This is a genomic window from Sphingomonas sp. PvP055, from assembly GCF_040546365.1.
GTDB lineage: Bacteria > Pseudomonadota > Alphaproteobacteria > Sphingomonadales > Sphingomonadaceae > Sphingomonas > Sphingomonas echinoides_A.
The window spans coordinates 872,753-898,022 of sequence record NZ_JBEPNS010000001.1; the positions used below are offsets into that span (position 1 = coordinate 872,753).

Here is a 25,270-nt window from a genome sequence, read left to right on the forward strand (position 1 = left end):
GCGCCCGGTGTCCGGCGAGCGTGAGCGACCAGTCTTTTAATCACCTGCCGGCGCCTTATCTTGCGATCGTGAGTGCTGTTCCCGACCTCGGCGGTCATACGTCGCTGTACCTGTTGATCGCCGCCGTGGTTGTGGTGATGTTGATCGCGCGGCGCGTGCCGTTCATCGGTCGGTTGCTGTCGTTCGGGTTGACCGCGGGGGCGATCGTGCTGGTGCTGGTGATCCTGTCCGAGCGCGCGCAATTCGACCCGATGTTCGCGCGGATGGCGCAGCGGTTCCAGATGGGGCAGCAACAGGCGGTCGGCGGCGAAACGCATGTCCGCATGTCCCCCGACGGGCATTTCTGGGTGCGCGTCAGGATCGGCGATTATGAGAAACGGATGCTGGTCGACAGCGGCGCGACCGTCACCGCGCTGAGCGCGGACACCGCCGCCGCCGCCGGAATCAAACCGCGCGATGCGATGGTGCCGGTGATGATGCAGACCGCCAACGGCACGATCGCGGCGCAGACCGCGACCATCGTGGAACTGCGGATCGGCAATGTCGTCGCGCGCGACGTGCCGGTGGTGGTGTCGCCCGCCTTCGGCGACATGAACGTCGTCGGGATGAACTTTCTCTCCCGCCTCAAATCCTGGCGCGTCGAGGATGGCGTGCTCATCCTCCAGCCGCATCACCCGCAGCAGGTGCGCTGAGCGGTTCCGCGCCGCGCGCTACCGCCCCAGCCGGGTAACATGCCCCATCTTGCGCCCCGGTCGCGTTTCCTTGCCGTACAGGTGCAGATGCGCGCCCGGTTCCGCGAGGATCTCCGCCCAGCGGTCGGCATCATGCCCGATCAGGTTTTCCATCTCGACCCGCGGCGCTCGCAACGCGGTATCGCCCAGCGGCAGGCCGCAGATCGCGCGGATGTGGTTCTCGAATTGCGAACAGGCCGCACCCTCGATCGTCCAATGCCCCGAATTATGGACCCGCGGCGCCATTTCGTTGAACACCGGGCCATCGGGCGATGCGAAGAATTCGCATGCCAGCACGCCGACATAATCGAGCCGGTCCGCGATCCGCCCGGCCAGCGCCGCCGCCTCGCCCCATTGCGACGCGATCTCGGCGGGCGCGGGCAGCGTCGACCGCGCGAGGATCCCGTCGCTGTGCTCGTTCCATGGCGGCGGATAGCTCACCATCTGCCCGTCCCCGCGGCGTACCAGCAGGATCGAGAATTCGTGGCTGAACGTGACGAACCCCTCGAGGATCGCCGGACGCTGCCCGATCGCCTCCCATGCAGCGGCGACATCGGCCGGATCGGTGATCCGCACCTGACCCTTGCCGTCATACCCCATCCGCAGCGTCTTTAGGATCGCGGGCGTCCCGATCCGCGTCACCGCCGCCTCGAGTTCGGCGAGCGTCTCCACCTTCGCCCAGGGGGCGGTCCGCCCGCCGATTTCGGCGACGAACGCCTTCTCCGCCGCGCGGTCCTGCGCGATGCCGAGCGCGGAGGGGGCGGGGTGGACCGGTACCTTGGCCGCGAGATACGCGACCGGATCGAGGGCGATGTTCTCGAACTCATAAGTGATCACATCAGCCGATGCGGCGAATTCGTCGAGCACGATGCGGCTGTGATAATCCGCGCGGGTAAAGCTCGACGCGGTCTGCGCGGCGACCGCTTCCTCGTCAGGCGCGAGGATCCGCACATGATAGCCCAGTTGCGCCGCCGCCACCGCGAGCATTCGCCCGAGTTGCCCGCCGCCGAGGATGCCGATGGTCGATCCGGGGGGAAGGGGGGTCATGCCGTAAGGTCCGTTCGGGAGGGGAGAGGCGGGAAGGCGTCGCGCGGTCTGGATGCGGACAGCGGGAGGCGCCGCATTATTCCGGGTCGGTCGCGACGCTTTCGGTCTGTGCCGCGCGCCACGCCTGCAATCGCGCAGACAGTTCGGCGTCCGAAAGCGCAAGGATCGCGGCGGCGAGCAGCGCCGCATTCTTTGCGCCCGCCTTGCCGATCGCCAGCGTGCCGACCGGGATCCCCGCAGGCATCTGGACGATCGAATACAGGCTGTCGACGCCCTTGAGCGCCTTGCTCTCGACGGGCACGCCCAGCACCGGTAAATGCGTCAGCGCCGCCGCCATGCCGGGCAGATGGGCCGCGCCCCCAGCGCCGGCGACGATCACCTTGATCCCGCGCTCCGCCGCGCCTCCGGCATAGTCGTACAACCGCTTGGGGGTGCGGTGCGCGGAGACGACCTTGGCTTCATGCGAAATCTGCAATTCGGTCAGGAGATCGGCGGCATGGCGCATCGTCTCCCAATCCGAGGTGCTGCCCATGATGATGCCGACCGAGGGTTCCATCGCTCGGCGGTAGCGGGGGGCCGCATGAAGAGCAACCGTCTCCATGGGCGAGGGGACCATCGGGCCCGGAACAATTCTTAGCGAGACACGTTTTATCAATGCTCTGGACCCGGGTATTGAGTCCGGTTCGTCGATTTTCAGGTCGCGTGCCAGACCAGTGTAACCGCCCAGCGGGGATATCGACGAATACAGCGAGTAGAAGCGTTGGCGTGTGGTTGCCAAAGGCGTAGCGCGTAATTCGGCCGTGCGGGAGGTCTCTCCGCATGCGGTGATAGCCAGTTGTTGTAGCGTTTGTATTGCTGTCAACGGATCCCGGCACATTATCGGGACGGCGCGAATTGGCCAGTCGAGACGGAGCGAACGGACGCGTTCCAACCGTCGGTTGGCCCGGCGAGAGCCACCCCGAACCCGTTCGGGGTGGCGTCGTTCGTCTTAGCGTTCGTTCAGGTAATACCGGTCGGTCGCGTTCAGGCCATCGTCGAGTTCGTAGACGATTGGCTGACCGGTGGGAATTTCGAGCGTGGTGATCTCATCATCCGGAATGCCCGACAGATGCTTGACCAGCGCGCGCAGCGAATTGCCGTGCGCCGAAATCAACACGCGCTGCCCGTCCTTCAGCGCCGGCACGATCCGTTCCTCCCAATAGGGCAGGACGCGTGCGATCGTGTCCTTCAGACTTTCGGTCGCGGGAATGTCGATTCCTGCATAGCGGCGGTCCTGCGACAGGTCATAGGCGCTGCCCGCTTCCATCGGCGGCGGCGGCACGTCGAAGCTGCGGCGCCAGATATGGACCTGCGCTTCGCCGTGCTTCTCCGCGGTCTCCGCCTTGTTGAGCCCGGTCAGCCCGCCATAATGCCGCTCGTTGAGCCGCCAGTCCTTCTCCACCGGCAACCACAGCCGGTGCATCTCTTCGAGCGCCAGATTGAGCGTCTTGATCGCGCGGGTCTGCAGCGAGGTGAAACACTGGTCGAAATCGAGCCCCTTCTCCGCCATCAACCGACCTGCCGCGCGCGCTTCCTCGATCCCCTTTTCGGTCACGTCGACGTCCCACCATCCGGTGAAGCGGTTCTCGAGGTTCCAGCTGGACTGGCCGTGGCGGATCAGGACGAGCGTTGGCATATGCGATGGTCTCCTTCCCCGACGGACGGCCGGGGACCCAGTTGCGCGCCGGGGTTATCGCTTGGGGTCGCTTCGATCAACCGTTGTGGCAACTCGGGCCGAGCACGGTCGTGCGGTTTAGACGAGGCGGCCTCGCTCTGACTTCGATGCCCGGCGGTTCGCGGCGTAAAGGCGGCTTCTGGGATACCGCGAAGGGATCCGTCACCCGAGCATCACCGTGGTCCCGCAAGATCCTATAAATAAATATTCAGTTACCGTTGTCTATCTGACAGCTTGTTTTTGCTTGTGAAAACTCTCTCCTATGCGTGCGCTTAGCAGACGTTTGCAGAGCCGAGGAACATCTTTGCTGAACCCTATCCTATACTTATTGATAAAGGGGAGCGCGTTAGGACATCGTCCAAGCGACATGCTCGGACGGATCAATGTCGATACTACGCGTTTGTTGGGTCTTGTTGGCCGTCAACACCTCGTCGGCCTGGTCGTCGATCGAGATACCAACCTCATACGCGGCCGTCGCCTCGGCTCAGAATGGGATCACCGGCCACGATGTGGATGCTTCCGCCTCCCGGAGCGGCGATAGAACCATTCTGATGTGGGGCAACTGGAACCCGATCAAGACGTCGCACCATTTCGTTCATGTTGGCGGTTGGTTTTGACGAACGCTTCTCCTGTGGTCGGAGAACGCTGCGCCCGGTGGCGAACGTGGGCAACCGTCTCAACGATACCACGGTCCTCCGATTTCCGCCGCTCGTCCGTGCGCGCGGAGATCGCGGTCGCGGTGTCGAACTGGGCGGCGTGGCGGCCCGACCCCGACCGTCCCTTTACCAACGCGCGGTCTGATCACGGGACGACGGTCACCGTACGCGCCCAAATCGTTCTCTAAGGAAACAAGCATGTCATTAATCGGTCAACTGAAGCTTTCCGGAAAACTCATTGCGGCATTTGCCGCGGTCATCCTCGTGGTGATCCTGTCCGGCGCCTATACGTATGTGAGCTTGAATAAAGTCGCGGTCATTTCAGAATCCAATGCGAACAACATTCACCTTGCTCAGGAAGGCGAGGCAATGCTGGGCGCGATCATCCAGCAGGAGAACGCGCTGCGGGGGTACGCGATGCTCGGTCGGGACGAGCTTCTTGTCGAATATCGGCAGAATATCGCCGCGTTCGAGATTGCTGCGAAGAGTTTCGAAAGTGGCCATCCGTTGGCGGATCAAAGCGATCGTCTGAAAGAGTTGCGCGCGGAAGTCGACGATCTCAACAACAAGCGTTTCGCCGAGTTGATCACGCTCGCGCAGGATCCGGCGACGCGCAGCCGTGCGCAGGAAATTTCCGGGCTCAAGCAGCTTCCCAAGGTCCGTGCGATCAGCGCCGCCCTTCGGGATCGCCAGCAGGCCATCATCGCCCAGCAGCGCGTTGAAATGATGGATGCAAAAAACGATGCGATAATGGCGGTGGCGCTTGGCGCGTTGGGCGCCGTGGTCGTCGCTGGATTGATGGCCTGGTCGCTGGCGCGCGCGATCGTCCGTCCGCTCGTTGGCATGACGGGAACGATGACACGCCTTGCTGACGGGGATACGAACGTTGCCGTTGCTGGAACCGAGCGGGCTGATGAAGTCGGAGAGATGGCGAAGGCCTTGCTCGTTTTCCGCGAGAACGCCCGCGCGAAGCAGATCGCGGACGCAGCTGCCGCGAAGGCGGTCGAAGAACAGGCGTTCGTGACGAACATGATCTCGGAAAATCTGGACCGCGTCGCCACGGGCGACCTTGCGGTGGAGATCAAAGCCGGATTCCCGCCAGCCTAAGCGGCTTTGCGCGCCAACTTCAATCAGGCGATCGCCAGCTTGCGCGAATTGATCGGCTCGGTGATCGAATCGACCAGTGCAATTCGCACGGGTTCATCCGAAATCGCGCAGGCCTCGGAAGATCTGGCTCGCCGCACGGAAGGGAATGCCGCGAGCCTGGAGGAGACGTCTGCCGCCATCACCGAAATGGACCAGCGCTTGAAGGCGACGGCCGACTCCGCGCAATTGACGCTCGAGCGGGCCGATGGCGCGATCAATACGGTCTCGGGTGGTCGCGGAATTGCCGACGAGGCGGTTCAGGCGATGACGCGTGTTTCGGAGAGCGCGAAGGGCATCGACAGCGTTATAGAAGGGCTCGACAAGATCGCGTTCCAGACGCGCGTGCTGGCGATGAACGCCGCGGTCGAAGCTGGACGGGCGGGGGATTCCGGACGTGGCTTTGCGGTGGTTGCGGATCTGGTCTCGGCGCTTGCGATGCGGGCAGAGGAGGAAGCGGGACGCGCGCGGGACCAGTTGACCGCGACCCAAACCGACATCGGAGCGGCCGTCAGCATGGTTCAACGGGTCGACGGTGCGTTGGCCAATATCAGTGGTGGGGTCAGCGAGGTGCATACGCTGCTTACCAGCATGGCGAGCGACAACAGAGCCCAGGCCTTGGCGGTAACCGAGATTTCCGCGGCGGTTGCGTCGATGGATCAGGCAACACAGCAGAATGCCGCCATGGTCGAGCAAACATCGGCCGCAGCCCGCAGCTTGAACACCGAAGTGAATCATCTCGCCGAGAAGGCGCAGCAGTTCAGCATCGATGGCGGCGCGCGCGGCGCAGTCAAGCCGCGGAGTTTCGTGCCGGTGGCGCCAAAATCGGCGAATCATCGGGCTTCGGGCGGCAATGCCACCATCGTCGCGAAGCTTGCAAAAAGCGGCGACGATTGGGCGAGCTTTTAAGCCGAGGCGGCGCCTGGAACAAGAACCAGGCTGCCGTGACCTACAGGGGGGCGAGCACGTAGAGGAACGGGCGCTCCTGTAGAAACACCTTGCCTTCCCGCGCCTTGGACCGGATGCCCGGTAAAACGGCGGGGAGGCTATAAGTGGATACAGCATCGGCAGCGACTTCGACGACGGCCGTCGCGCCGGGCAAGAGCCACTATGTCGTGCTGGACGGGTTGCGCGGCGTTGCGGCGTTGATGGTCGTGATCTTCCACACGTTCGAGGCCTATGCCGACAACGACCCGACGCGGCAGATCGTCAACCACGGCTATCTTGCGGTGGATTTCTTCTTCCTGCTGTCAGGGTTCGTGATCGCCTACGCCTATGACGATCGCTGGGGCCGCATGACCCGGTGGGAATTCTACGCGCGCCGCCTGATCCGGCTGCAACCGATGGTCGTGTTGGGCAGCATCATCGGCGCGGCGTTGTTCTACCAGCAAGCCGGGGGGCTGTTCCCCAAGATCGCCGGAACGCCTGTTTGGCAGATGCTGCTGGTGATGCTGCTTGGCTTCACGCTGCTGCCGCTTCCCAAGCAACTCGACATCCGCGGATGGGACGAGATCCACCCGCTCAACGGGCCGGCCTGGTCGCTGTTCTACGAATATATCGCCAACATCGCCTACGCGCTCGTCCTGCGCAAACTGTCCAGCCGCGTGCTGGTCGTCCTGATGCTGCTGGCTGCGGCGCTGTTGCTGGAGGTTGCGCTGCTCGGCCCGCGGCGGGACTTGGTCGGCGGCTGGTCGCTCGACGTCGCTGGGGTGCATATCGGGCTTGCGCGGCTGTGCTTCCCGTTCCTCGCGGGGATGCTGCTGATGCGGTCGGGAAAGCGCATCAAGACTCGACACGCGTTCGGCATTTGCAGTGTCTTGCTGGTCGCGGCGTTGGCGCTTCCGCGCATGGGCACGACACCGCATGACTGGACCAACGGGCTCTACGACGCGCTGTGCGTCCTCCTCCTGTTTCCACTGGTCGTGGCGATCGGGGCAGGGGAGAAGGCGGTCGACGGACCCACCGTCCGGATCGCGCGATTCTTCGGCGACCTGTCGTTCCCGCTCTATATCACGCATTATCCGCTGATCTACCTCTACACGGCTTGGGTGGTCGACAACCGCATCCCGCCGGCACGCGGTGCGATCTGGGGCGTCGTGCTGGTCGGGACCGCCGTGGCGGTCGCCTATGCCAGCCTGAAGCTCTACGACGAGCCGGTGCGCCGCTGGCTGGCGGCACGCTTCCTGGCCCGCGCGCGATCCTAGGCGCGGGGGTGCCTGGGATCCCGGTCAGTGGTCCTCGGGGGCGTTCCGGCACTTCGGGAACCCCCCGGCGACCTGCCGTGCGCTCCAGTTTTCATGCGGTGTCTTGGTGACGAGCAGCGCGGATGTCGCGTTATAGGTGGGTCTGAATGTCTGACCCGGGCCCTTCAGCGCACTGTCATGGAAACAGAGCTGCAGGCGCCCCGGACCGGCGGACAGGATGATGAAGCTCATCTCCCAGCTCCGATCGGTGCGCAGCAGGCGGGCTCCCGCAGGCGTTTGCTCGACCAACACGAAGTCATAGTCCGCGAAGGTCGTTTTGCCAGGAAGGCGGCGGGGACCGACGGAATTGCGGAAAGATGTCAGGTCCAGATTCTGAATGACGTCCCGTACTGCACGCGGCGCCGGAGTCGTCGCGAGCGCCGATCCACTTGAGAACACCGCCGCCACGGCGATCCACATGGCCCGACCCATTCCGATTGCTCCAACAAAGGTTGAGTCCAAGCGCCGCGGTAGTGTTCGCTCTCAAATCGTGTCGATCATGTCCGCAAGCACCGTCAAGCACGCATGCGCCAGCGTCTTCGACCGTTCGCCCGACCAGCCAAATTCGGCATCGGGGTTCGGATCATGATCCTTGAACGGCATCTCGAGCGTCATCGACACCGCCCCGAACCGCTCCGCCACCTGGTTGGTCGACATCGACAAGTTCGCGCGACCCGGTGCCGCCTTGTCATAGCCCTTGGCGGTCTGGAAATCGGGCGTCACCGCCTCGAGCCGCTTCCCAAAGTCGGTGTATTTCGCGCCCTGTGCCTTGGTCCACGACGGAATCCCCTCGAACCCTGCAAAGAAGTTCGCCGGGATCGCCTCGTCGCCGTGGACGTCCATCGCGAAGTCCACGCCGGTACGGTCCATTGCCGCCAGCACGCACAGCACCTCTGGGCTCTTCTCGGGCGTCGGGGTGAGCCATTCGCGGTTGAGGTTCACCCCCGCCGCGTTGGTGCGCAGATGCCCGCGGAACGACCCGTCCGGGTTCATGTTGGGCACGCAGTAGAAGGTCGCCTTCTCCAGCAGCCCAGCCACGCCCGCTTCGGTCGCGTCGGTCAGCCGTTCGAGCAGCCCCTCCATGAACCATTCGGCCATGCTCTCGCCCGGATGCTGCCGTGCATAGAACCACACGGGCTTGGCCCCCGTACCGATCTGCAGGCAGTCGATCGCGCGTCCGTCGAGCGTCTGGCCGAGCTCGTAATGCGTGACCCCCGGCGCGAGCGCGATCCGCGCGACCAGGTCGTCGTGGCGCTCCATCGTATAGGGCTGGAAATAGGCGAACCAGGCGAGGTCGCCCGTACCGGTCCATTCGAATTCGAGCACCCCATCGACATAGCGCGTCGGGATCATCCGCCAGTGGATCCGGTCGGTGCTGACGCGGACCTTGTAGCCCGGCCAGCCAAACGGATAGGCCGAGCCCCCGGCGTTGAGGATGCGGAAGGTGCAGGTCGCCCCCTTCACGCCCGAGGCGCGGAAGTGGAACCACTGGTAGAAATCCGACTGGCGGTCGTGCGCGATGTTGAGATCGATCCGGGCGGCATTGCTGCCCCCCGAATCGATCCCGACCAGCTGGATGTTGCCGCTGTCGAACGCGGCGTTGATGGCGATGCTGTGGGAGAAGGCGGTCATTTCACCGTGATAGTGCGCCCTGATTCGCCGGGGAACCCCTGGAACAGCGCTGCAGCCAATTTCCGCGCGACCGCATCGGGCTGCGCATCGCGTGCCCGGTCGTCCGCGCTGGTCTGCGCGCGGCCTTCCCAGATGATCGTCTGGTCGCTGCGACGCCGGATCTGCACCTGCATGTCGGTCAGCGCGATCGCGCGATATTTCGGGCGGCCGATCGGGAACGAAATGCCGCCCCCCAGGCCTATGCCGCCGCCCCGATACCCGCCGCCGCCGCCACCGCCGCCGAGGCCGATCTGCACGCCACTGCTCTGCGGCGTGGTCTCGCGGAACTGTCGACTATAGCCGACGACCGCGAGATATTGCGATGCGCCGGGCGTGCTCGCTGCGGTGAAGCCGTGCCGCAAGGCCTCGTCCTGCACTGCGTTGGCGTAGTTCTGGAATTCCAGTCCCGTCTCGATCGGGATCCGCTGTTGCGGGTTCTGCGGCGAGGGCTCGACCCCGACGTTCGAGCCATAGGTGCCATAGCGCCCGACCGTTCCGCGCTGCATCGGCTCGATCGCGATCGACCCCGTTTCGAGCGGTGCGCCGAGGTGGAAGCGCGTGACTTCCACCGGACCGCTGCGGGGCGTCGTCGCGCAAGCCGCAAGCGTGGATGCTGCTGCCAGTGCCAAACCCAAACCGATTTTCATGCGCTTGCGCCTTTAAGAGATCTTGTTGCGATGGGTAACGCTTCGACGCCCGGTTGGGGTTCCGCGGCAACCCGATCTTGACTAAGCCTCCCGTGCCCCATATGCGAGCGCCTCTTTTCCACATTCCAGAATTTGCAAAGCGAATCGATCATGAAGATCCGCAATTCCCTGAAGTCGCTCAAGGGTCGTCACCGCGATAACCGCGTGATCCGTCGTCGTGGGCGCACGTACGTCATCAACAAGACCAACCGTCGCTTCAAGGCGCGTCAGGGTTAATCACCCGATGCGTTCCGGGACGCGTGCCGTCGTTTTCGACGTCGGCAACGTCCTGTACGACTGGAACCCGCGGTTCCTCTATGAGCGCCTGATCGATGATGATCGGGCGCTCGATGCGTTTCTGCGGGATGTCGCGACCAAGGACTGGCACTTCCAGCATGACGCTGGCCGCCCCTTCGCCGAAACCTCGGCGGAGCTTGCGGTCGCGCATCCGGATCATGCCCATCTGATCGCTGCCTGGGGGCCGCGATTCGTCGAGCAACTCGGGGGCATGCTTCCGGGAATGGACGCGCTTGTGCGCGAGATTGAGGCGGCCGGCGTGCCGCTGTATGCGATCACCAACTTCTCGGGCGAGTTCTGGCCGCCGTTCCGCGAGCGCGAGGCGGCGCTGTTCGATCGCTTCGTCGACATCGTGGTGTCGGGCGACGAGTTGCTGACCAAGCCCGATCCCGCAATCTATCGTTTGGCGCTCGACCGGTTCGGGCTGGAGGCGGCAGACGCGCTGTTTATCGATGACCGCGAGGACAATGTCGCCGGCGCGCGGAGTGTCGGCATGCCGGCGGTGGTGTTCACCGATGCCGACGCGCTCCGCGCCGATCTGGTGAACCACGGAATTCTTAGCTGATCTGAAACGTCGTGCTCCTGCGCAGGCAGGAGCCCAGGGTTACAGGCGTGGCGCTTCGCAACTCTGGGCTCCTGCCTGCGCAGGAGCACGAGCGCAGCACGTCTGCGAGTGTGAAGGTGAACCCCGGGACGAGCCCGGGGTTACCAAAATCAGCCGTAATCCTTCAACTCGTCACCGACGATGCGCACGACGTGGAGCACGTTGGTCGACCCCGGCGTCTTGAACGGCACGCCCGCGATGAGGATCACGCGGTCGCCCGCCTTCGCCAGCTTGTGCCGCAGCGCCATGCGCTTGGCCTTCGCCACCATCGCCTCGAACGAATCGACGTCCTTGGTGTGGACCGCATAGGCGCCCCACAGCAGACCGGCACGCCGCGCAGTCTCGATGTTGGGGGTCAGCACCATCAGCGGCACGCCCGGCCGCTCGCGTGCGACACGACGCGCGGTCGAACCCGAAGCGGTGAAGCAGATGATCGCCGCCGCATCGACGGTGTGTGCGATGTTCTTGGCGGCTTCCGACAGGGCGTCGGCGGTCGTCGGGTCCGAATGGATCTGCGTGAAGTGGATCCGGTCGCCGTGCGTCGGGTCCTTTTCGACCGCTTCGCCGATCGCATTCATCATCGCGACCGATTCGGTCGGCCATGCGCCAGCGGCACTTTCCGCCGACAGCATGATCGCATCCGCACCGTCATAGATCGCGGTCGCGACGTCGGACACTTCGGCGCGAGTCGGCGAGGGCGACGAAATCATCGATTCGAGCATCTGCGTCGCGACGACGACCGGGCGGCCGAGCCGGCGCGACACTTCGATGATCCGCTTCTGCAGCGGCGGCACGCTCTCCGGCGGCAGTTCGACGCCGAGATCGCCACGCGCGACCATCACGCCGTCACATGCCTCGACGATTTCCTCGAGCCGCTCGATTGCCGAAGGCTTCTCGATCTTGGCGAGCAGCGCGGTCTTGCCGCCGATCAGCTTGCGCGCCTCGGCAAGATCCTCGGGTCGCTGGACGAAGCTGAGCGCGATCCAGTCGACGCCCTGGTCGACCGCGAAGGCGAGGTCGCTGCGATCCTTCTCGGTCAGCGCCGCCATCGGCAGCACGACGTCGGGAACGTTGAGCCCCTTGTTGTTCGACAGCGCGCCGCCGACAACGACGTCGGTAACGATCGTCGTCTCGGTGTGGCTGGTCACACGCAGCACGAGCTTGCCGTCGTCGAGCAGCAGGCGCGCGCCCGGCTCGATCGCCTCGAAGATCTCGCGGTGCGGCAGCTCGACGCGAGTCGCGTCGCCCGGAGTCGGATCGCGGTCGAGCGTGAAGCTGCTGCCGGTGACCAGTTCGACCCGCCCGCCTTCGAACTTGCCGACGCGCAGCTTCGGCCCTTGCAGATCCGCAAGGATGGTCGAGGGACGGTTGTAGGTCTTTTCGAGCGCGCGGATCGCCGCGATCACCGCGACCTTCGATTGTTGGTCGCCGTGGCTCATGTTGACGCGGAACGCGTCCGCGCCCGCTTCGAACAGCGTCGCGATCATTTCGGGGGAACTGCTCGCGGGACCGAGCGTCGCGAGAATGCGGACCTTGCGTGCGCGGGGGCTGATGGCCTTTGTCATGGAATGTCCTTGCCCTGGGGAGTGGCTTTGCGCGTGCCGCTCTAACCCCTATCTGCGCACGATCAACCTTTGGAGCGAGCGGAATGAGCGATTTGAACCAACTTGATGATTCGGTGGCGGCGGCAGCCTTCCGTCGGCTGGTGCTGCATCTGCGCCACCGCGACGATGCGCAGAACGTCGACCTGATGGGTCTGGCCGGCTTCTGTCGCAACTGCCTGTCCGATTGGGTGCAGGAAGCATCGCACGGCACGCTGGACAAGGATGCGTCACGCGAGACGATCTACGGCATGCCGTATTCCGAGTGGAAGACGCATCATCAGGGCGACGCGACACCCGAGCAATTGCAGCGGATGAAGGACAGCGTCGCCAAGAACGCATGAGCCTTGGCGGGCAGAGGGGACGCTTGGGGGGTGACGCGGGGCGCGCAGATGGGTAAGGCCCGCGTCCACCGCCATTCGCCCTGAACCGCCACCGAGCGTGTCGACCCGGCGTATCGCAAAGTGCCCGCTGATATGGCGCGGCACCCCCGATACGCTTCGACGCCGCCCGGCCCCTGTTCGGGAAGGATGGTCCACGATCTGTTTGCAGGGGACTTTTCATGAGCGAGACCATCGCCGCCGACCAGCTACGCCTTCTCATCGAGCGCATCGAGCGCCTCGAGGAAGAGAAAAAGGGCATCGCGGACGACATCAAGGACGTTTACGGCGAAGCCAAGTCGACCGGGTTCGACGTCAAGACGATCCGTACCATCGTGCGCCTGCGCAAGATGGAAAAGCATCACCGCGACGAGGCGGAGATGCTGCTCGAAACCTACAAGCAGGCGCTCGGCCTGGCGTAAGCGCCGAACGACCTACACTCTTGCCGTCATGCTGGACTTGTTCCAGCATCCACTTCGCCCCGGACGGTATGCGATGGGGCACAGGATAGGATGGATCCCGGACCCGGCGCCGGGATGACGCGCAGGCAAAGCAGAGAGACCCATGGCAGGCCATTCCAAATATAAGAACATCATGTACCGCAAGGGCGCGCAGGATAAGAAGCGCTCGGGCATGTTCTCCAAGCTCAGCCGCGAAATCACCGTCGCGGCGAAGATGGGCCTGCCCGATCCGGACATGAACCCGCGCCTGCGCATGGCGATCAACGCCGCCAAGGCGCAGTCGATGCCCAAGGACAACATCCAGCGCGCGGTCGACAAGGCATCGAAGGGCGATACCGAGAATTACGAGGAAATCCGCTACGAGGGCTTCGGTCCCGGCGGTGTCTCGCTGATCATCGAGGCGCTCACCGACAACCGCAACCGCACCGCAACCAACGTCCGCACCGGCATGGCCAAGAACGGCGGCAATCTCGGCGCGTCGGGCTCGGTCAGCCATGCGTTCGACCGGATGGGGCTGATTTCCTATCCGGCGTCGGCGGGCGATTCCGAGAAGGTGTTCGAGGCAGCGCTGGAAGCCGGTGCCGAGGACGTCCAGTCGAGTGACGAGGGTCACGAGATCTGGACCTCGAACGAATCGCTCCACGAAGTTGTGACCGCGCTGACCCCGGTGCTCGGCGAACCCGAGGGCGCCAAGCTCGCGTGGCGTCCGCAGACGATGGTCGAAGTCGGCGAGGACGATGCGGCAACGCTGTTCAAGCTGATTGACGTTCTCGACGACGATGACGACGTGCAGACGGTCTGGGGCAATTACGAAGTATCCGACGCGATCCTCGAGAAGCTCGGCTAATCCTTCCCTAAAAGGCCCTCCCCTTCAGGGGAGGGGTTGGGGTGGGGCAGTGTCTCACGGAGACTGGCCTAAGTAAGGATTTATCACGCAAAGCCGCAAAGCCGCGAAAAGAAGAAGTTCATGTCTCCCGGCGCGACGGGCTCGCCCCGGTATTTCCTGCCGCCAGTTCCGCGAAGCGGAGGATTGAACCCCGGTGATGCTCGAGACGGCGAGGGAAGGGGGGGCTTGAATCACTTCCCTACCTTCAATCTTCGTGCCTTTGTGGCTTTGTGCGAGACCCCCTTTCCTTGACCCGGCCAAACCCATGACAGTCCCAAAGCCTTCAACCTTCGCGCCTTCGCGCCTTTGCGTGAAATCCCTTTCTTTCAACCCCAACCCAAAATGCTGATCCTAGGCCTCGACCCCGGCCTCGGCACCACCGGCTGGGGCCTGATCCGCGCCGAGGGCAACCGCCTGAGCCACGTCGCCAACGGTCGCCTCAAGACCGACACCGCTGCCCCGCTCCCGCGCCGCCTCGCGCACCTTGACGCGATGCTTGCCGCGCTCATCGTCGATCACAAGCCCGACGCCTGTGCGGTCGAGGAAGTGTTCGTCAATTCCAACCCGCAAAGCACACTCAAGCTCGGTCAGGCGCGCGGCGTTGTGCTATGTGCGGGCGCAAGAGTCGGTCTCGACGTGGGCGAATATGCCGCAACCCTGGTCAAAAAAGCGGTAGTCGGTGTCGGAAACGCCGAAAAAGCGCAGGTCCACGCGATGGTCTCGCGCTTGCTCCCTGGCGTGAAGATCGACGGCGCGGACGCAGCCGATGCGCTCGCGGTCGCGATCTGCCACGCGCACCACATGGCAAGCGCGCGGCGCATCCCCTGATTTCGCTTTCCCGTGCTGCGCCGTTCCGGGTACGTACCGGCTCCAAGCCGAACAAGAAGGGAGCTCCCGTGACGTCAGCGCCAAGTGCGACCCCGCCAAACGCGGCTCTGCGATGATCGCGCACCTGCGCGGCGTCCTCAGCGCAACCGATCTCGACCATGCGGTGATCGACGTCGGCGGGGTCGGCTATCTTGTCGGGGCATCGTCGCGGACCCTCTCGGCGATCGGCCCGGTTGGCGAGCCGGTCATGCTCCACACCGAAATGCTGGTCGCCGAGGATTTCATCCGCCTCGTCGGCTTCGCAAGTGCCTCGGAACGCGACTGGTTTCGCCTGCTGACCGGCGTGCAGGGTGTCGGCGCACGGGTTGCGCTCGCGATCCTGTCGGCGCTCGAACCCACCGATCTGGTCCGTGCGATCGCCGCGCAGGACAAGGCGATGGTCGCGCGCGCCAACGGCGTCGGCCCCAAGCTCGCCGAGCGGATCGTTCGCGAACTCAAGGACAAGACCGGCGGCATCGCGCTCGGCAGCGGCGGGGGCGGGATGGTCGCCCCGGTCGGCGCGGGCGCGGATGCGGTATCGGCGCTGCTCAACCTCGGTTTCCGCCCCGCCGAAGCAAGCAGCGCTGTCGCGGCGGCGGAAGAGGAACTCGGCAAGGGCGCAACACTCGACGCATTGGTGCGCCTGGCGCTCCGCAAGGCGGCGAAATAGGCTCGGCGCGGCCGCGCTACACCACGGCGCTCGGCAACGGCGCATCCGCCAGATGCGCGTCGAGATTGGCGATCACCAGCGCCGCCATTGCGCCGCGCGTCTCGACCGTGGCGCTCCCTTGATGCGGCGACAGGACCACGTTGGACATCGTCTTGAGCGCATCCGGCACAACGGGTTCGTCCGCGAACACATCGATCCCGGCGCCTGCGATCCCGCCCGTCTCCAGTGCGGCGACGAGAGCTTCCTGATCGACCAGGCTGCCGCGCGCAACGTTGACCAGCACGCCGTTGCGGCCCAACGCCGCCAGCACCGCGGCATCCACGATTCCCTGCGTCCCCGCCCCACCCGGAGCAGCGAGGATCAGCACGTCGCAGGCGGCGGCAAGCGTCGTGATATCGGGCAGGAACCTCCACGCGACCGGCTTCTGGCTGCGCGCGGTGTAGAGGATGTCACCGCCGAATGGCTCGGCCCGCCGCGCGATCGCGGCGCCGATCCGCCCCAGCCCGAAAATACCGACCTTGCGCCCACTCGCGCGGCGGGCCAGCGGGACATTCCAGCTACCCTCGCGGACGGCGGCGTCGTTCGCGGCAATCCGCCGTTCGACCGCGAGCCACAGGCCGATCGCGAGGTCGGCGACGTCGTCGGTCAGCACGTCGGGCGTGTTGGTCACGCGAACCCGACGCGCCTTCGCTGCGGCCAGGTCAATCCCGTCATACCCCACGCCGTTGATCGCGATGATCTCCAGCGCCGGGAGTCGATCGATCAGCGCCGCGTCCACCACACTGCTTCCCCCGCCGCAGATCGCCCGCGTCGTCGCGGGCGGATTGCCACGGTGGACCGTGAAGCGCTGCTCCAACGCAGCGACCAGATCGGGCGCCATGTCGGCGACGAGGTAGAGATCGGGAAGGTCAGTCATCGCCATGCCTTACCCGCTGTGCCTTGCTCCGCCCAGCCACCGCGCGCTATCGCCGTCGCATGACCGAAGACCGCATCCTCACCGCTGCCCGCACGCCCGAGGACGTCGACGCCGCGCTGCGCCCCAAATCGCTCGACGATTTCGTCGGGCAGAAGGCCGCGCGCGAGAACCTGCGCGTCTTCATTGCAGCGGCCCGGGCGCGGGGCGATGCGCTGGATCACGTGCTGTTCTTCGGGCCACCGGGGCTCGGCAAGACGACGCTGGCGCAGATCATCGCACGCGAGATGGGAGTCGGGTTCCGCGCCACCTCCGGCCCGGTGATCGCGAAATCGGGCGATCTCGCGGCGCTGCTGACCAATCTCGAGGACGGCGACGTGCTGTTCATCGACGAAATCCACCGGCTTCAGCCCGCGGTCGAAGAAGTCCTCTATCCTGCGATGGAGGACCGCGCGCTCGACCTGATGATCGGCGAAGGCCCCAGCGCGCGGAGTGTGCGGATCGATCTGCCGCGCTTCACGCTGGTCGGGGCGACGACGCGGCAGGGGTTGCTGACCACGCCGCTCCGCGACCGTTTCGGTATCCCGGTGCGGCTGTCCTTCTACACCGTCGAGGAACTGACGCGGGTCGTGACGCGCGCGGCGGGACTGCTCGGTCTCGCGATCACGCCCGAGGGCGCGACCGAAGTCGCGCGCCGGTCGCGCGGCACGCCGCGGATCGCGGGGCGACTGCTCCGCCGCGTCCGCGACTTCGCGCATGCCGCCGGGCAGGACAGTGTCGATGCGACCGCCGCCGACCGCGCGCTCAATCGGCTGGAAGTCGACAAGCTCGGGCTCGACGCGATGGACCGACGCTATCTCATGATGATCGCGGACATCTATCGCGGTGGCCCGGTCGGCGTGGAAACCCTCGCGGCGGGCCTGAGCGAACCGCGCGACACGGTCGAGGAAGTGATCGAGCCGTACCTCATCCAGCTCGGCCTGATCGCACGGACCGCGCGGGGGCGGTGCCTCAACGCGGGCGGGTGGAAGCACCTCGGGCTCAATCCGCCGGCGGGGAGTCAGGAAAGCCTGTTCGACAGCTGACACCGCGCCCGCGATTCTCTTGTGCGGCGCAAGATGGAACCCACCGCTGCAATCTGTTAGCGCCATCTCATGCCAACCGCAGCCGCCTCCGCCCGTGAAATTCTCGTCCGCCTCCACGATGTGATGGCGTCGCGTACGCCTGCGCAGGCAAAGCTCAACGCGGTGGTCGGGATCGTCGGCGAAGCGATGGCGAGCGAGGTCTGCTCGATCTACCTGCTGCGCGAGGGTGTCCTCGAACTGTTTGCGACCCGCGGCCTCGCGCAGGAGGCGGTACACGTCACCAAGCTGTCGCTGGGCGAGGGGCTGGTCGGCACGATCGCCGAACAGGTCGAGACGCTCAATCTCGACGAGGCGGCGTCGCATCCCGACTTCGTCTATCGCCCCGAAACGGGTGAGGATCGTTACCATAGCTTTGCCGGGGTGCCGATCATCCGGCGCGAACGCGCGGTCGGGGTGCTGTGCGTCCAGCACGTCGAATCGCGCCGCTACGACGATGTCGAGATCGAGGCGTTGCAGACCGTCGCGATGGTGCTGAGCGAGCTCATCGCCAATGCCGAACTGGTCGATGCGAGCGGTTCGGCAACGCTGCGCCCGCAATCCACCGCGCCGATGCGGATTGCCGGGCTCAAGCTGGTCGACGGTATGGCCAGCGGTTGCGCGGTGTTCCATCAGCCGCGCGTCCATGTCGAACACACCGTCGCCGAGGATGCCGAAGCCGAGCGCCACCGCGTCTATGCAGCGTTCGACAAGATGCGCGACCAGATCGAGCGGCTCGCGAGCCAGGCCGAATTTGGCGGCGGCGGCGAGCATGAGGAGGTCCTCGAGACCTACAAGATGTTCGCCTATGACGAAGGCTGGAGCCGTCGCATCAACGAAGCGATCGACAGCGGGTTGACCGCCGAGGCGGCGATCGAACGCGTGCAGCAACGCACCCGGATGCGGATGCGGCAGATCGACGATCCGTTGCTCGCGGACCGGATGCACGATCTCGAGGATCTGTCGAACCGCTTGCTCAGGATCGTCTCGGGGCAAATGGGTACCGCCGCGCAAATGGGGCTGCGGCAGGACACGATCCTGATTGCGCGCAATCTCGGGCCCGCCGAACTGCTCGAATATGATCGCCGCCGCCTGAAGGGCGTGATCCTCGAGGAAGGCTCGCTCACCGCGCACGTCACGATCGTTGCACGCGCGATGGGGGTGCCCGTGCTCGGTCGGGTCCGCGATATTCGGCGCTTGGTAGGGGAAGGCGATCTGTTGCTGCTCGACGTCACCGCGGGCAACGTGTTCGCGCGTCCGTCCTCGGCAATGGAAGAAGCGTTCGAGACCGCACTCCAGCTCCGCCAGAAACGCCGTGCGGTGTTCGCCTCGCTCAAGAACGTGGCCCCCATCACCAAGGATGGGCATCGACTGACGGTGATGGTCAATGCGGGCCTACGCGACGACGTTGCCGCGCTCGACATGACCGGCGCGGACGGGATCGGACTGTTCCGCACCGAATTCCAGTTCCTGGTTTCGGCGACGCTTCCCTCGCGCGAGCGGCAGCAACGGTTGTACCGTGACGTGCTGGAAGCGGCGGGGGACCGTCCGGTCGTGTTCCGCACGGTCGATATCGGTGGCGACAAGGCGCTGCCCTATCTCAACAAGGCCGATGCCGACGAGGAAAACCCCGCGATGGGCTGGCGCGCGCTGCGGCTGGCGCTGGAACGCGGCGGCCTGATGAAGGTCCAGGCGCGCGCCTTGCTCGAGGCGGCGGCCGGGCGGACGCTCAACGTGATGTTTCCGATGGTCAGCGAGCCATGGGAATTCGACGAGGCGCGTGCCCTGTTCGAAGCGCAGCGCGACTGGCTGTCGGCCCGCAACAAGAAGCTGCCGTCGGAAATTCGCTACGGGGCGATGCTCGAAGTGCCAGCACTTGCGGAACAGCTCGATCTGCTGCTGCCCAACATCTCGTTCCTGTCGGTCGGCACGAATGATCTCACGCAATTCCTGTTCGCCGCCGATCGGGCCAATCCGAAGCTTGCCGAACGCTACGACTGGCTGAGCGGCGCGATCCTGCGCTTCCTCGTGCGTCTGGTCGAACCGACCCGCGCCGCCGGGGTGCAATTGACGGTCTGCGGCGAAATGGGCGGCCGTCCGCTGGAGGCGATGGCATTGATCGGGCTCGGCATCGAACGCCTGTCGATCACGCCTGCCGCGGTCGGGCCGATCAAGGCGATGGTGCGTACGCTGGATCGTGCGGCCTTGTCCGCGCATATGGCGACGCTTCTGGCGGCTCCCCCGCGCGACATGCGCGGCGCGCTTGCCGAATGGGCCAGGCAACACGGCGTCGAACTGGCGTGAAGCCACGATGGTCGACGCGCAAGGCGTTGACTTGTCCGGCTCGCTTTGTGAGACACGGGGGCGAGGGCCGGACGCACCTGGGGCGCAACCGTACGGCCGGAGGACTGCATGACCGATCCGTTACCGCCGGAAGAGGCGACGCTGTTCCCCAAGACAGCTGGGGAGCGGTTGCGTGAAGCGCGCGAGGCCATGGGACTTTCCCTGGCTGAAGTCGCTGCACGCACCCGTATTCCCGTTCGACAATTGGAGGCGATCGAGGACTCCAATTTCGCGGCGCTGCCGTCGATCACCTATTCGGTCGGGTTCGCCAAGGCGTATGCCCGCGCAGTCGGCGTCGATGAAGTGTCGATCGGCCGGGACATTCGCGGTGCGGTCGACAAGCCCACTACTCCGCGCCGGGTCGAATATCAGGCCTATGAGATCGTCGAACCGTCGCGCGGGCCGAGCCGTGGCCTGGCGGTCGGCGCCCTCATCGCGGCGGTTCTGCTGCTGATCGGCGCAGGGCTATGGTATGGGACCAATCTCTTCCGTAGCGAGGAAAACGTGCCATCGAGCACGCCGTCGGTAGCGAGCACGGTGCCGGTCGCACCCCCGGCGAGCGCGCCGATCCCCACGCCGAAAAACGGACCGGTCGTCCTGACCGCGACCGACGAGGTGTGGCTGAAAGTCTATGATTCCGCGAACAAGACTCTGTACATCGGGACGCTCGCGCCGGGCGAGGCCTATACGGTGCCCGACGACGCGGTTGGGCCGATGATCAACGTGGGCCGGCCCGACAAGCTGCGCGTGACAGTTGGCGGACAGCCGATCGCCCCGTTGGGCGACGGCAAGCGCGCGATCAAGGACGTCAAGGTCGATCCTGCTGCGTTGATCGCGCGCGGGCAGCCGGCGCCTGCTGCAACCGATGCTCCGGCGGCGTCGGCTGGCGGTGCGCGTGGCGGCCCGGCAACGGGCAGCGCGCTCAACATCGCTGCGCCATCCACGACGAACCCCGAACCCGCCGCCTTGACGGGAGGCAACCGCGCTGCGCAGTGACGCCCGGTAGCTTCGCCTTGATTTGTCCTTGTCTCGCATCGGGGGGTGCATGATGCGCCGTTTTCCAGTCGTCACCATCCTGCTCGCGGCGTCCGCACTCGCCACCACGCCCGCCATGGCGCAGTCCAACGTCGAAGGTCGCGTCGGGCGGCTCGAGAGCGAGATGCGCGCGGTGCAGCGCAAGGTGTTCCCGGGCGGCAACGCCTATGTCGAACCCGACAATGTCGCCGCGCAGCCCCAGACCGTGATTCCCGGCACCCCGTCGGCTAGCCCGGTGGCAGACCTGACCGCGCGGGTCGATTCGCTCGAATCGCAACTTCGCCAGATGACCGGTGCGGTGGAGACCAATCAGCATCGGATCGACGTCATGGAAGGGCGTCTCAAGACGATCGAGGCGGATGCCGCTGCGGCGCGCGCTGCGGCACCGCAGCCGAGCGTGACCCCCGGCGGGTTCGGCAATACGGCGGCCGACCAGCCGCCGATGGAGCGTCCGGCCGATCGGCCCGCTCCGGCGCGGGGCGGGGGTACGCTGGAAGGACCGACGATGGGCGATCCGACGCGCGGGGCCCCTGCCACCACGAATGCCGCGTCGACGGTCAGCGTCGAGCGACCCGAGACCGGCGATCCGGCGGAAGACACGTACCTCTACGGCTACCGGCTCTGGACGGCGAAACAATATCCCCAGGCCGAGACGCAGTTGAAGGCCGTCGTCAGCAAATATCCCAAGCACAAGCGCGCCAGCTATGCGCAGAACCTGCTGGGCCGATCGTATCTGGATGAAAACAAGCCATCGCTTGCCAGCCTCGCGTTCTACGACAGTTACAAGAACTGGCCGGACGGCGACCGCGCCCCCGAAAGCCTGTTCTATCTCGCGCAGGCGCTGGTCAAGCTCGACAAGCCGGCAGCGCAGGTGTGCAAGGTCTACACGGAGCTACAGCGGACCTATGGCGCCAAGGTCGATGCGGACGCGCGCATGAAGGCGGGCGTGGCCAAGGGGCGCGCGGCATCGAGCTGTTCGTGAGATGACGGGCCCCGTCCCGGGGCTCGATCCCGCGCACGTCGCGCGGTTTGGCACGGATACGGTGCGCACGTTGGGCGGGCCGTTGCCGGAGGAGGCGTGGCTCGCGCTCGCCGTATCGGGCGGGCCCGACAGCATGGCGATGCTGGCGCTGGCAACCGCGGCCTTCCCTCACCAGGTTCTGGCTGCGACAATCGATCACGGCTTGCGCGCTTCCGCGGCGGCGGAGGCGGCAATGGTCGCCCGATGGTGTGCCAACGCTAGCGTGCCGCACCAAACGCTCGCCCTGCATGAGGAGATCGGTCCGCGCGCGATCCAGGCGACTGCGCGGACGTTGCGCTATGACCGGCTGGGGGAATGGGTCGCCGAAACGGGCGCCGTCGCACTCGCCACCGCTCACCATGTCGACGATCAGGCCGAGACCGTGCTGATGCGTGCGGTGCGCGGCAGCGGCCCGGCCGGGCTGGCGGGCGTGCGGCCGTATCGGTTCCAACACGCCGATCCCGCGGCAGTGCTGCAGTCCTCCGGCTTTGCGATCATCCGGCCTATGCTGGGCTGGCGCCGCGCCGAATTGCGCGCGATCGTCCTCGCCGCCAACATCCCGTTCGTCGACGATCCCAGCAACGCCGACCGGCAGTTCGAACGCGTACGGGTGCGCGGCCTTCTGGCGGATACGCCGTGGCTCGACCCGGCGGGTCTTGCCCGAACCGCGCATCACGCTGGCGAGGCACACGCTGCGCTGGAGGAGATCGCCGCGTGGCTGTGGGACGATCGTCTGCTGGACCGGGGCGAGGGCGTGATCGCGCTGCGGATCGCGGACCTGCCTCGCGCCGTGCAACGTCTGCTGGTGCGCAGAGCCATTCTCGCCGTGCGGCATTCCGCGCGAATCACCCGCCCGGCGTTCGACCTCGCCAGCAACGTCGAGTCGTTTCTCGATGCGATTCGGATTGGCGTTTCGGCGACGCAAGGCGGCGTAATGGCGTTCCCGATCGCTGATATCGTGCAATTTACGCCGGAACCGCCGCGCCGATCGCGCTGATCGACGATTCCGCCGCGGCGTTCCATTGCCATTAATCCTTCTGTGCTTATCTTCAGCGTTCGAGAAAGGTACGATCAACCCATGAACGACAACGAAAAGCCGCCCGAAGGGCCGAACCCCTGGATGAAGTCTCTGCTTATCTGGGTCGGCATCCTGGTGGCGTTGGCGCTGTTCGTGACCTTGATCGATACCCGCACTGCCGGAACGGGCGCGAACCAGATCGCCTATTCGACGTTCCTCGACAAGGTCGAGGCCGGGTCGGTTCGGGACGTTAATATCGCGGGCGAAGTCGTCACCGGCAGCTATTCCGACAATACCAAGTTTCGCACGTTCGCGCCGCAGGATCCGCGTCTGACCGACCGCCTGCGTGAAAAGGGCGTCGTGATCAGCGCCAAGCCGGAAGAAGGCGCGCCGATCTGGCAGATTCTGCTGATGCAATCGCTGCCGTTCTTCCTGTTCCTGGGGCTGGGGTATTTCGTCCTGCGGCAGATGCAGAAGAATTCCGGCTCGGGCGCGATGGGTTTCGGCAAAAGCCGCGCCAAGATGCTGACGCAAAAGGAAGGTCGCGTGACCTTCGACGACGTCGCCGGCATCGACGAGGCCCGCGAGGAGCTTCAGGAAATCGTCGAGTTCCTCAAGGACCCGACAAAGTTCGCGCGCCTTGGCGGCAAGATCCCGAAGGGCGCCTTGCTTGTTGGCTCGCCGGGTACTGGCAAGACCCTGCTCGCCCGCGCGATTGCGGGGGAGGCGGGGGTTCCGTTCTTTACGATTTCGGGATCTGACTTCGTTGAAATGTTCGTCGGCGTCGGTGCAAGCCGTGTCCGCGATATGTTTGAACAGGCCAAGAAGTCCGCTCCGTGCATCGTCTTCATCGACGAAATCGACGCGGTCGGTCGTCATCGCGGTGCCGGGCTTGGCAACGGCAATGACGAGCGCGAGCAGACGCTCAACCAGTTGCTGGTCGAGATGGACGGGTTCGAAGCGAACGAAGGCATCATCATCATTGCGGCAACCAACCGTCCCGACGTGCTTGACCCTGCGCTGCTGCGTCCGGGCCGGTTCGATCGCCAGGTCGTTGTGCCCCGGCCGGACATTGAAGGCCGCATCAAGATCGTCGAAGTGCATATGAAGAAGGTGCCGCTAGCACCCGACGTTGATGCCCGCGTCATTGCGCGCGGCACGCCGGGCTTCTCGGGCGCGGATCTTGCCAACCTCGTCAACGAGGCCGCGCTGACGGCGGCGCGCAAGGGCAAGCGGCTGGTCGCGATGGCCGAGTTCGAGGAAGCCAAGGACAAGGTCATGATGGGTGCGGAACGCCGCTCCATGGTGATGACCGAGGACGAGAAGCGGATGACCGCCTATCACGAAGCCGGTCACGCAATCGTGTCGATCCACGAAGCGGCGTCGGACCCGATCCACAAGGCGACGATCATTCCGCGCGGTCGGGCGCTGGGCATGGTGATGCGTTTGCCGGAGCGCGACTCGTACAGCTACCACCGCGACAAGATGTACGCGAACCTTGCGGTCTCGATGGGTGGCCGGGTCGCCGAGGAAGTCATCTTCGGCTATGACAAAGTGTCTTCGGGTGCATCGTCGGACATCCAATATGCGACGGGTCTGGCACGCGACATGGTCACCAAATGGGGCATGTCGGACAAGGTTGGTCCGGTGGAATATTCGCAGCCGGAAGGGGAATCGTTCCTCGGCTATTCCAACTCGCAGCCGGTTCGCATGTCCAACCAGACCGCTCAGCTGATCGATGACGAAATCAAGTCGATCGTTCAGGGTGGTCTCGATCGGGCAAAGCATTTGCTGACGCATCATATCGATCAGCTACACCTGCTTGCAGGCGCATTGCTCGAATATGAGACGCTCTCGGGCGACGAGATCAAGGCGCTCATCGCCGACGGCAGCCTGTCGCGCGATGACGGACCCAAGAGCCCGTCGGTACCGGGCGCCGGAACGTCGATCCCTAAGACACGTCGTCCCAAGGGCGGCGGCCCGTTCGGCAGCCCGACTCCCCTCGGCGCCTGACTCGAACTGATCGCGCCTCACCGTTGAGAAGAGCGTCGTTCCGGATCGGAACGGCGCTCTTTTCGTTTTAGGGACAGGCCGGTCACAAAAGGCACCGTGGATGGCGGGGGAAGTCGTCCCTTGGGTATCCTCCACGCGCACGCCGTGTG

25 protein-coding genes are annotated in these 25,270 nt (G+C 65.3%); 17 read left to right on the plus strand and 8 right to left on the minus strand.

Going from position 1 to position 25,270, the window contains the following annotated elements:
* The first annotated feature begins 68 nt into the window (after positions 1-68).
* On the plus strand, positions 69-692 hold the full coding sequence (locus tag ABIC16_RS04395) for a retropepsin-like aspartic protease family protein (RefSeq protein WP_354290169.1): 624 nt from the start codon (positions 69-71) through the stop codon (positions 690-692).
* Positions 693-710: 18 nt separating this feature from the next.
* Here the strand turns inward: ABIC16_RS04395 and ABIC16_RS04400 are convergent, their stop codons facing one another.
* From ABIC16_RS04400 to gpmA, 3 genes are all read right to left on the minus strand, one after another.
* Complete coding sequence (locus ABIC16_RS04400; RefSeq protein WP_354290170.1) at positions 711-1,778, minus strand: 5-(carboxyamino)imidazole ribonucleotide synthase; 1,068 nt, start codon at positions 1,776-1,778, stop codon at positions 711-713.
* Between the two features lie 76 nt (positions 1,779-1,854).
* The gene (purE, locus tag ABIC16_RS04405; RefSeq protein WP_277968142.1) at positions 1,855-2,334 is read right to left on the minus strand and encodes a 5-(carboxyamino)imidazole ribonucleotide mutase; all 480 of its coding nucleotides are present in this window, start codon (positions 2,332-2,334) and stop codon (positions 1,855-1,857) included.
* A 432-nt stretch (positions 2,335-2,766) separates the two neighbouring features.
* Entirely contained in the window at positions 2,767-3,453 is a 687-nt protein-coding gene (gene gpmA / locus ABIC16_RS04410; RefSeq protein WP_354290171.1) for a 2,3-diphosphoglycerate-dependent phosphoglycerate mutase, read from the minus strand.
* A gap of 893 nt (positions 3,454-4,346) precedes the next feature.
* Between gpmA and ABIC16_RS21165 the strand changes: the two genes are divergently transcribed.
* From ABIC16_RS21165 to ABIC16_RS04420, 3 genes are all read left to right on the plus strand, one after another.
* A complete protein-coding gene (locus tag ABIC16_RS21165; RefSeq protein WP_502958281.1) occupies positions 4,347-5,255 on the plus strand; it encodes a CHASE3 domain-containing protein in 909 nt (302 codons plus the stop codon).
* Between the two features lie 48 nt (positions 5,256-5,303).
* Positions 5,304-6,200, plus strand: coding sequence for a methyl-accepting chemotaxis protein (locus ABIC16_RS21170; protein WP_502958282.1), 897 nt, complete (start codon positions 5,304-5,306; stop codon positions 6,198-6,200).
* Between the two features lie 143 nt (positions 6,201-6,343).
* Positions 6,344-7,495 carry an acyltransferase family protein gene (locus tag ABIC16_RS04420; protein WP_354290172.1) on the plus strand — a complete coding sequence of 384 codons (1,152 nt, stop codon included), beginning with the start codon at positions 6,344-6,346 and terminating at the stop codon, positions 7,493-7,495.
* Between the two features lie 24 nt (positions 7,496-7,519).
* On the opposite strand, the gene ABIC16_RS04425 is transcribed toward ABIC16_RS04420, so the two are convergent.
* The 3 genes from ABIC16_RS04425 to ABIC16_RS04435 form a co-directional block, all read right to left on the minus strand.
* The gene (locus ABIC16_RS04425; RefSeq protein ID WP_354290173.1) at positions 7,520-7,954 is read right to left on the minus strand and encodes a hypothetical protein; all 435 of its coding nucleotides are present in this window, start codon (positions 7,952-7,954) and stop codon (positions 7,520-7,522) included.
* Positions 7,955-8,017: 63 nt separating this feature from the next.
* Positions 8,018-9,166 (minus strand): M14 family metallopeptidase, encoded by a 1,149-nt coding sequence (locus ABIC16_RS04430; protein WP_354290174.1) that lies wholly within the window; start codon positions 9,164-9,166, stop codon positions 8,018-8,020.
* The gene (locus ABIC16_RS04435; protein ID WP_354290175.1) at positions 9,163-9,852 is read right to left on the minus strand and encodes a DUF4136 domain-containing protein; all 690 of its coding nucleotides are present in this window, start codon (positions 9,850-9,852) and stop codon (positions 9,163-9,165) included. The genes ABIC16_RS04430 and ABIC16_RS04435 overlap by 4 nt, the downstream gene beginning before the upstream one ends.
* 150 nt (positions 9,853-10,002) lie before the next feature.
* On the opposite strand from ABIC16_RS04435, the gene ykgO reads away from it, so the two are divergent.
* Positions 10,003-10,128: a type B 50S ribosomal protein L36 gene (gene ykgO / locus ABIC16_RS04440; RefSeq protein WP_004210176.1), complete on the plus strand. Its 126-nt coding sequence runs from the start codon at positions 10,003-10,005 to the stop codon at positions 10,126-10,128.
* A 7-nt stretch (positions 10,129-10,135) separates the two neighbouring features.
* Positions 10,136-10,753 carry an HAD family hydrolase gene (locus ABIC16_RS04445; protein WP_354290176.1) on the plus strand — a complete coding sequence of 206 codons (618 nt, stop codon included), beginning with the start codon at positions 10,136-10,138 and terminating at the stop codon, positions 10,751-10,753.
* A gap of 149 nt (positions 10,754-10,902) precedes the next feature.
* Here ABIC16_RS04445 and pyk read toward each other — a convergent pair whose 3' ends face one another.
* Complete coding sequence (gene pyk, locus ABIC16_RS04450) at positions 10,903-12,357, minus strand: pyruvate kinase (protein ID WP_354290177.1); 1,455 nt, start codon at positions 12,355-12,357, stop codon at positions 10,903-10,905.
* 83 nt (positions 12,358-12,440) lie between these two features.
* On the opposite strand from pyk, the gene ABIC16_RS04455 reads away from it, so the two are divergent.
* The 5 genes from ABIC16_RS04455 (at position 12,441) to ruvA (ending at position 15,657) form a co-directional block, all read left to right on the plus strand.
* Positions 12,441-12,737, plus strand: coding sequence for a DUF1244 domain-containing protein (locus ABIC16_RS04455; protein WP_354290178.1), 297 nt, complete (start codon positions 12,441-12,443; stop codon positions 12,735-12,737).
* Between the two features lie 218 nt (positions 12,738-12,955).
* Positions 12,956-13,195 (plus strand): DUF2312 domain-containing protein, encoded by a 240-nt coding sequence (locus ABIC16_RS04460; RefSeq protein WP_010160912.1) that lies wholly within the window; start codon positions 12,956-12,958, stop codon positions 13,193-13,195.
* Positions 13,196-13,337: 142 nt separating this feature from the next.
* A complete protein-coding gene (locus ABIC16_RS04465; RefSeq protein WP_277968114.1) occupies positions 13,338-14,081 on the plus strand; it encodes a YebC/PmpR family DNA-binding transcriptional regulator in 744 nt (247 codons plus the stop codon).
* Positions 14,082-14,462: 381 nt separating this feature from the next.
* The gene (gene ruvC / locus ABIC16_RS04470; RefSeq protein ID WP_277968113.1) at positions 14,463-14,948 is read left to right on the plus strand and encodes a crossover junction endodeoxyribonuclease RuvC; all 486 of its coding nucleotides are present in this window, start codon (positions 14,463-14,465) and stop codon (positions 14,946-14,948) included.
* Positions 14,949-15,060: 112 nt separating this feature from the next.
* Positions 15,061-15,657: a Holliday junction branch migration protein RuvA gene (gene ruvA / locus ABIC16_RS04475; RefSeq protein ID WP_277968112.1), complete on the plus strand. Its 597-nt coding sequence runs from the start codon at positions 15,061-15,063 to the stop codon at positions 15,655-15,657.
* Between the two features lie 16 nt (positions 15,658-15,673).
* Here the strand turns inward: ruvA and ABIC16_RS04480 are convergent, their stop codons facing one another.
* Entirely contained in the window at positions 15,674-16,573 is a 900-nt protein-coding gene (locus tag ABIC16_RS04480; protein WP_354290179.1) for a 2-hydroxyacid dehydrogenase, read from the minus strand.
* Between the two features lie 59 nt (positions 16,574-16,632).
* On the opposite strand from ABIC16_RS04480, the gene ruvB reads away from it, so the two are divergent.
* From ruvB to ftsH, 6 genes are all read left to right on the plus strand, one after another.
* A complete protein-coding gene (gene ruvB, locus ABIC16_RS04485) occupies positions 16,633-17,655 on the plus strand; it encodes a Holliday junction branch migration DNA helicase RuvB (RefSeq protein ID WP_277968110.1) in 1,023 nt (340 codons plus the stop codon).
* 69 nt (positions 17,656-17,724) lie between these two features.
* A complete protein-coding gene (gene ptsP / locus ABIC16_RS04490) occupies positions 17,725-19,995 on the plus strand; it encodes a phosphoenolpyruvate--protein phosphotransferase (protein ID WP_277968109.1) in 2,271 nt (756 codons plus the stop codon).
* Between the two features lie 108 nt (positions 19,996-20,103).
* On the plus strand, positions 20,104-21,030 hold the full coding sequence (locus tag ABIC16_RS04495; RefSeq protein ID WP_354290180.1) for a helix-turn-helix domain-containing protein: 927 nt from the start codon (positions 20,104-20,106) through the stop codon (positions 21,028-21,030).
* Between the two features lie 52 nt (positions 21,031-21,082).
* The gene (locus ABIC16_RS04500; RefSeq protein WP_354292261.1) at positions 21,083-22,051 is read left to right on the plus strand and encodes a tetratricopeptide repeat protein; all 969 of its coding nucleotides are present in this window, start codon (positions 21,083-21,085) and stop codon (positions 22,049-22,051) included.
* Position 22,052: 1 nt separating this feature from the next.
* Positions 22,053-23,087: a tRNA lysidine(34) synthetase TilS gene (gene tilS / locus ABIC16_RS04505; protein ID WP_354290181.1), complete on the plus strand. Its 1,035-nt coding sequence runs from the start codon at positions 22,053-22,055 to the stop codon at positions 23,085-23,087.
* An 81-nt stretch (positions 23,088-23,168) separates the two neighbouring features.
* Positions 23,169-25,121, plus strand: a complete 1,953-nt coding sequence (ftsH, locus tag ABIC16_RS04510) for an ATP-dependent zinc metalloprotease FtsH (RefSeq protein WP_277968105.1) — start codon at positions 23,169-23,171, stop codon at positions 25,119-25,121.
* Positions 25,122-25,270: the final 149 nt, after the last annotated feature.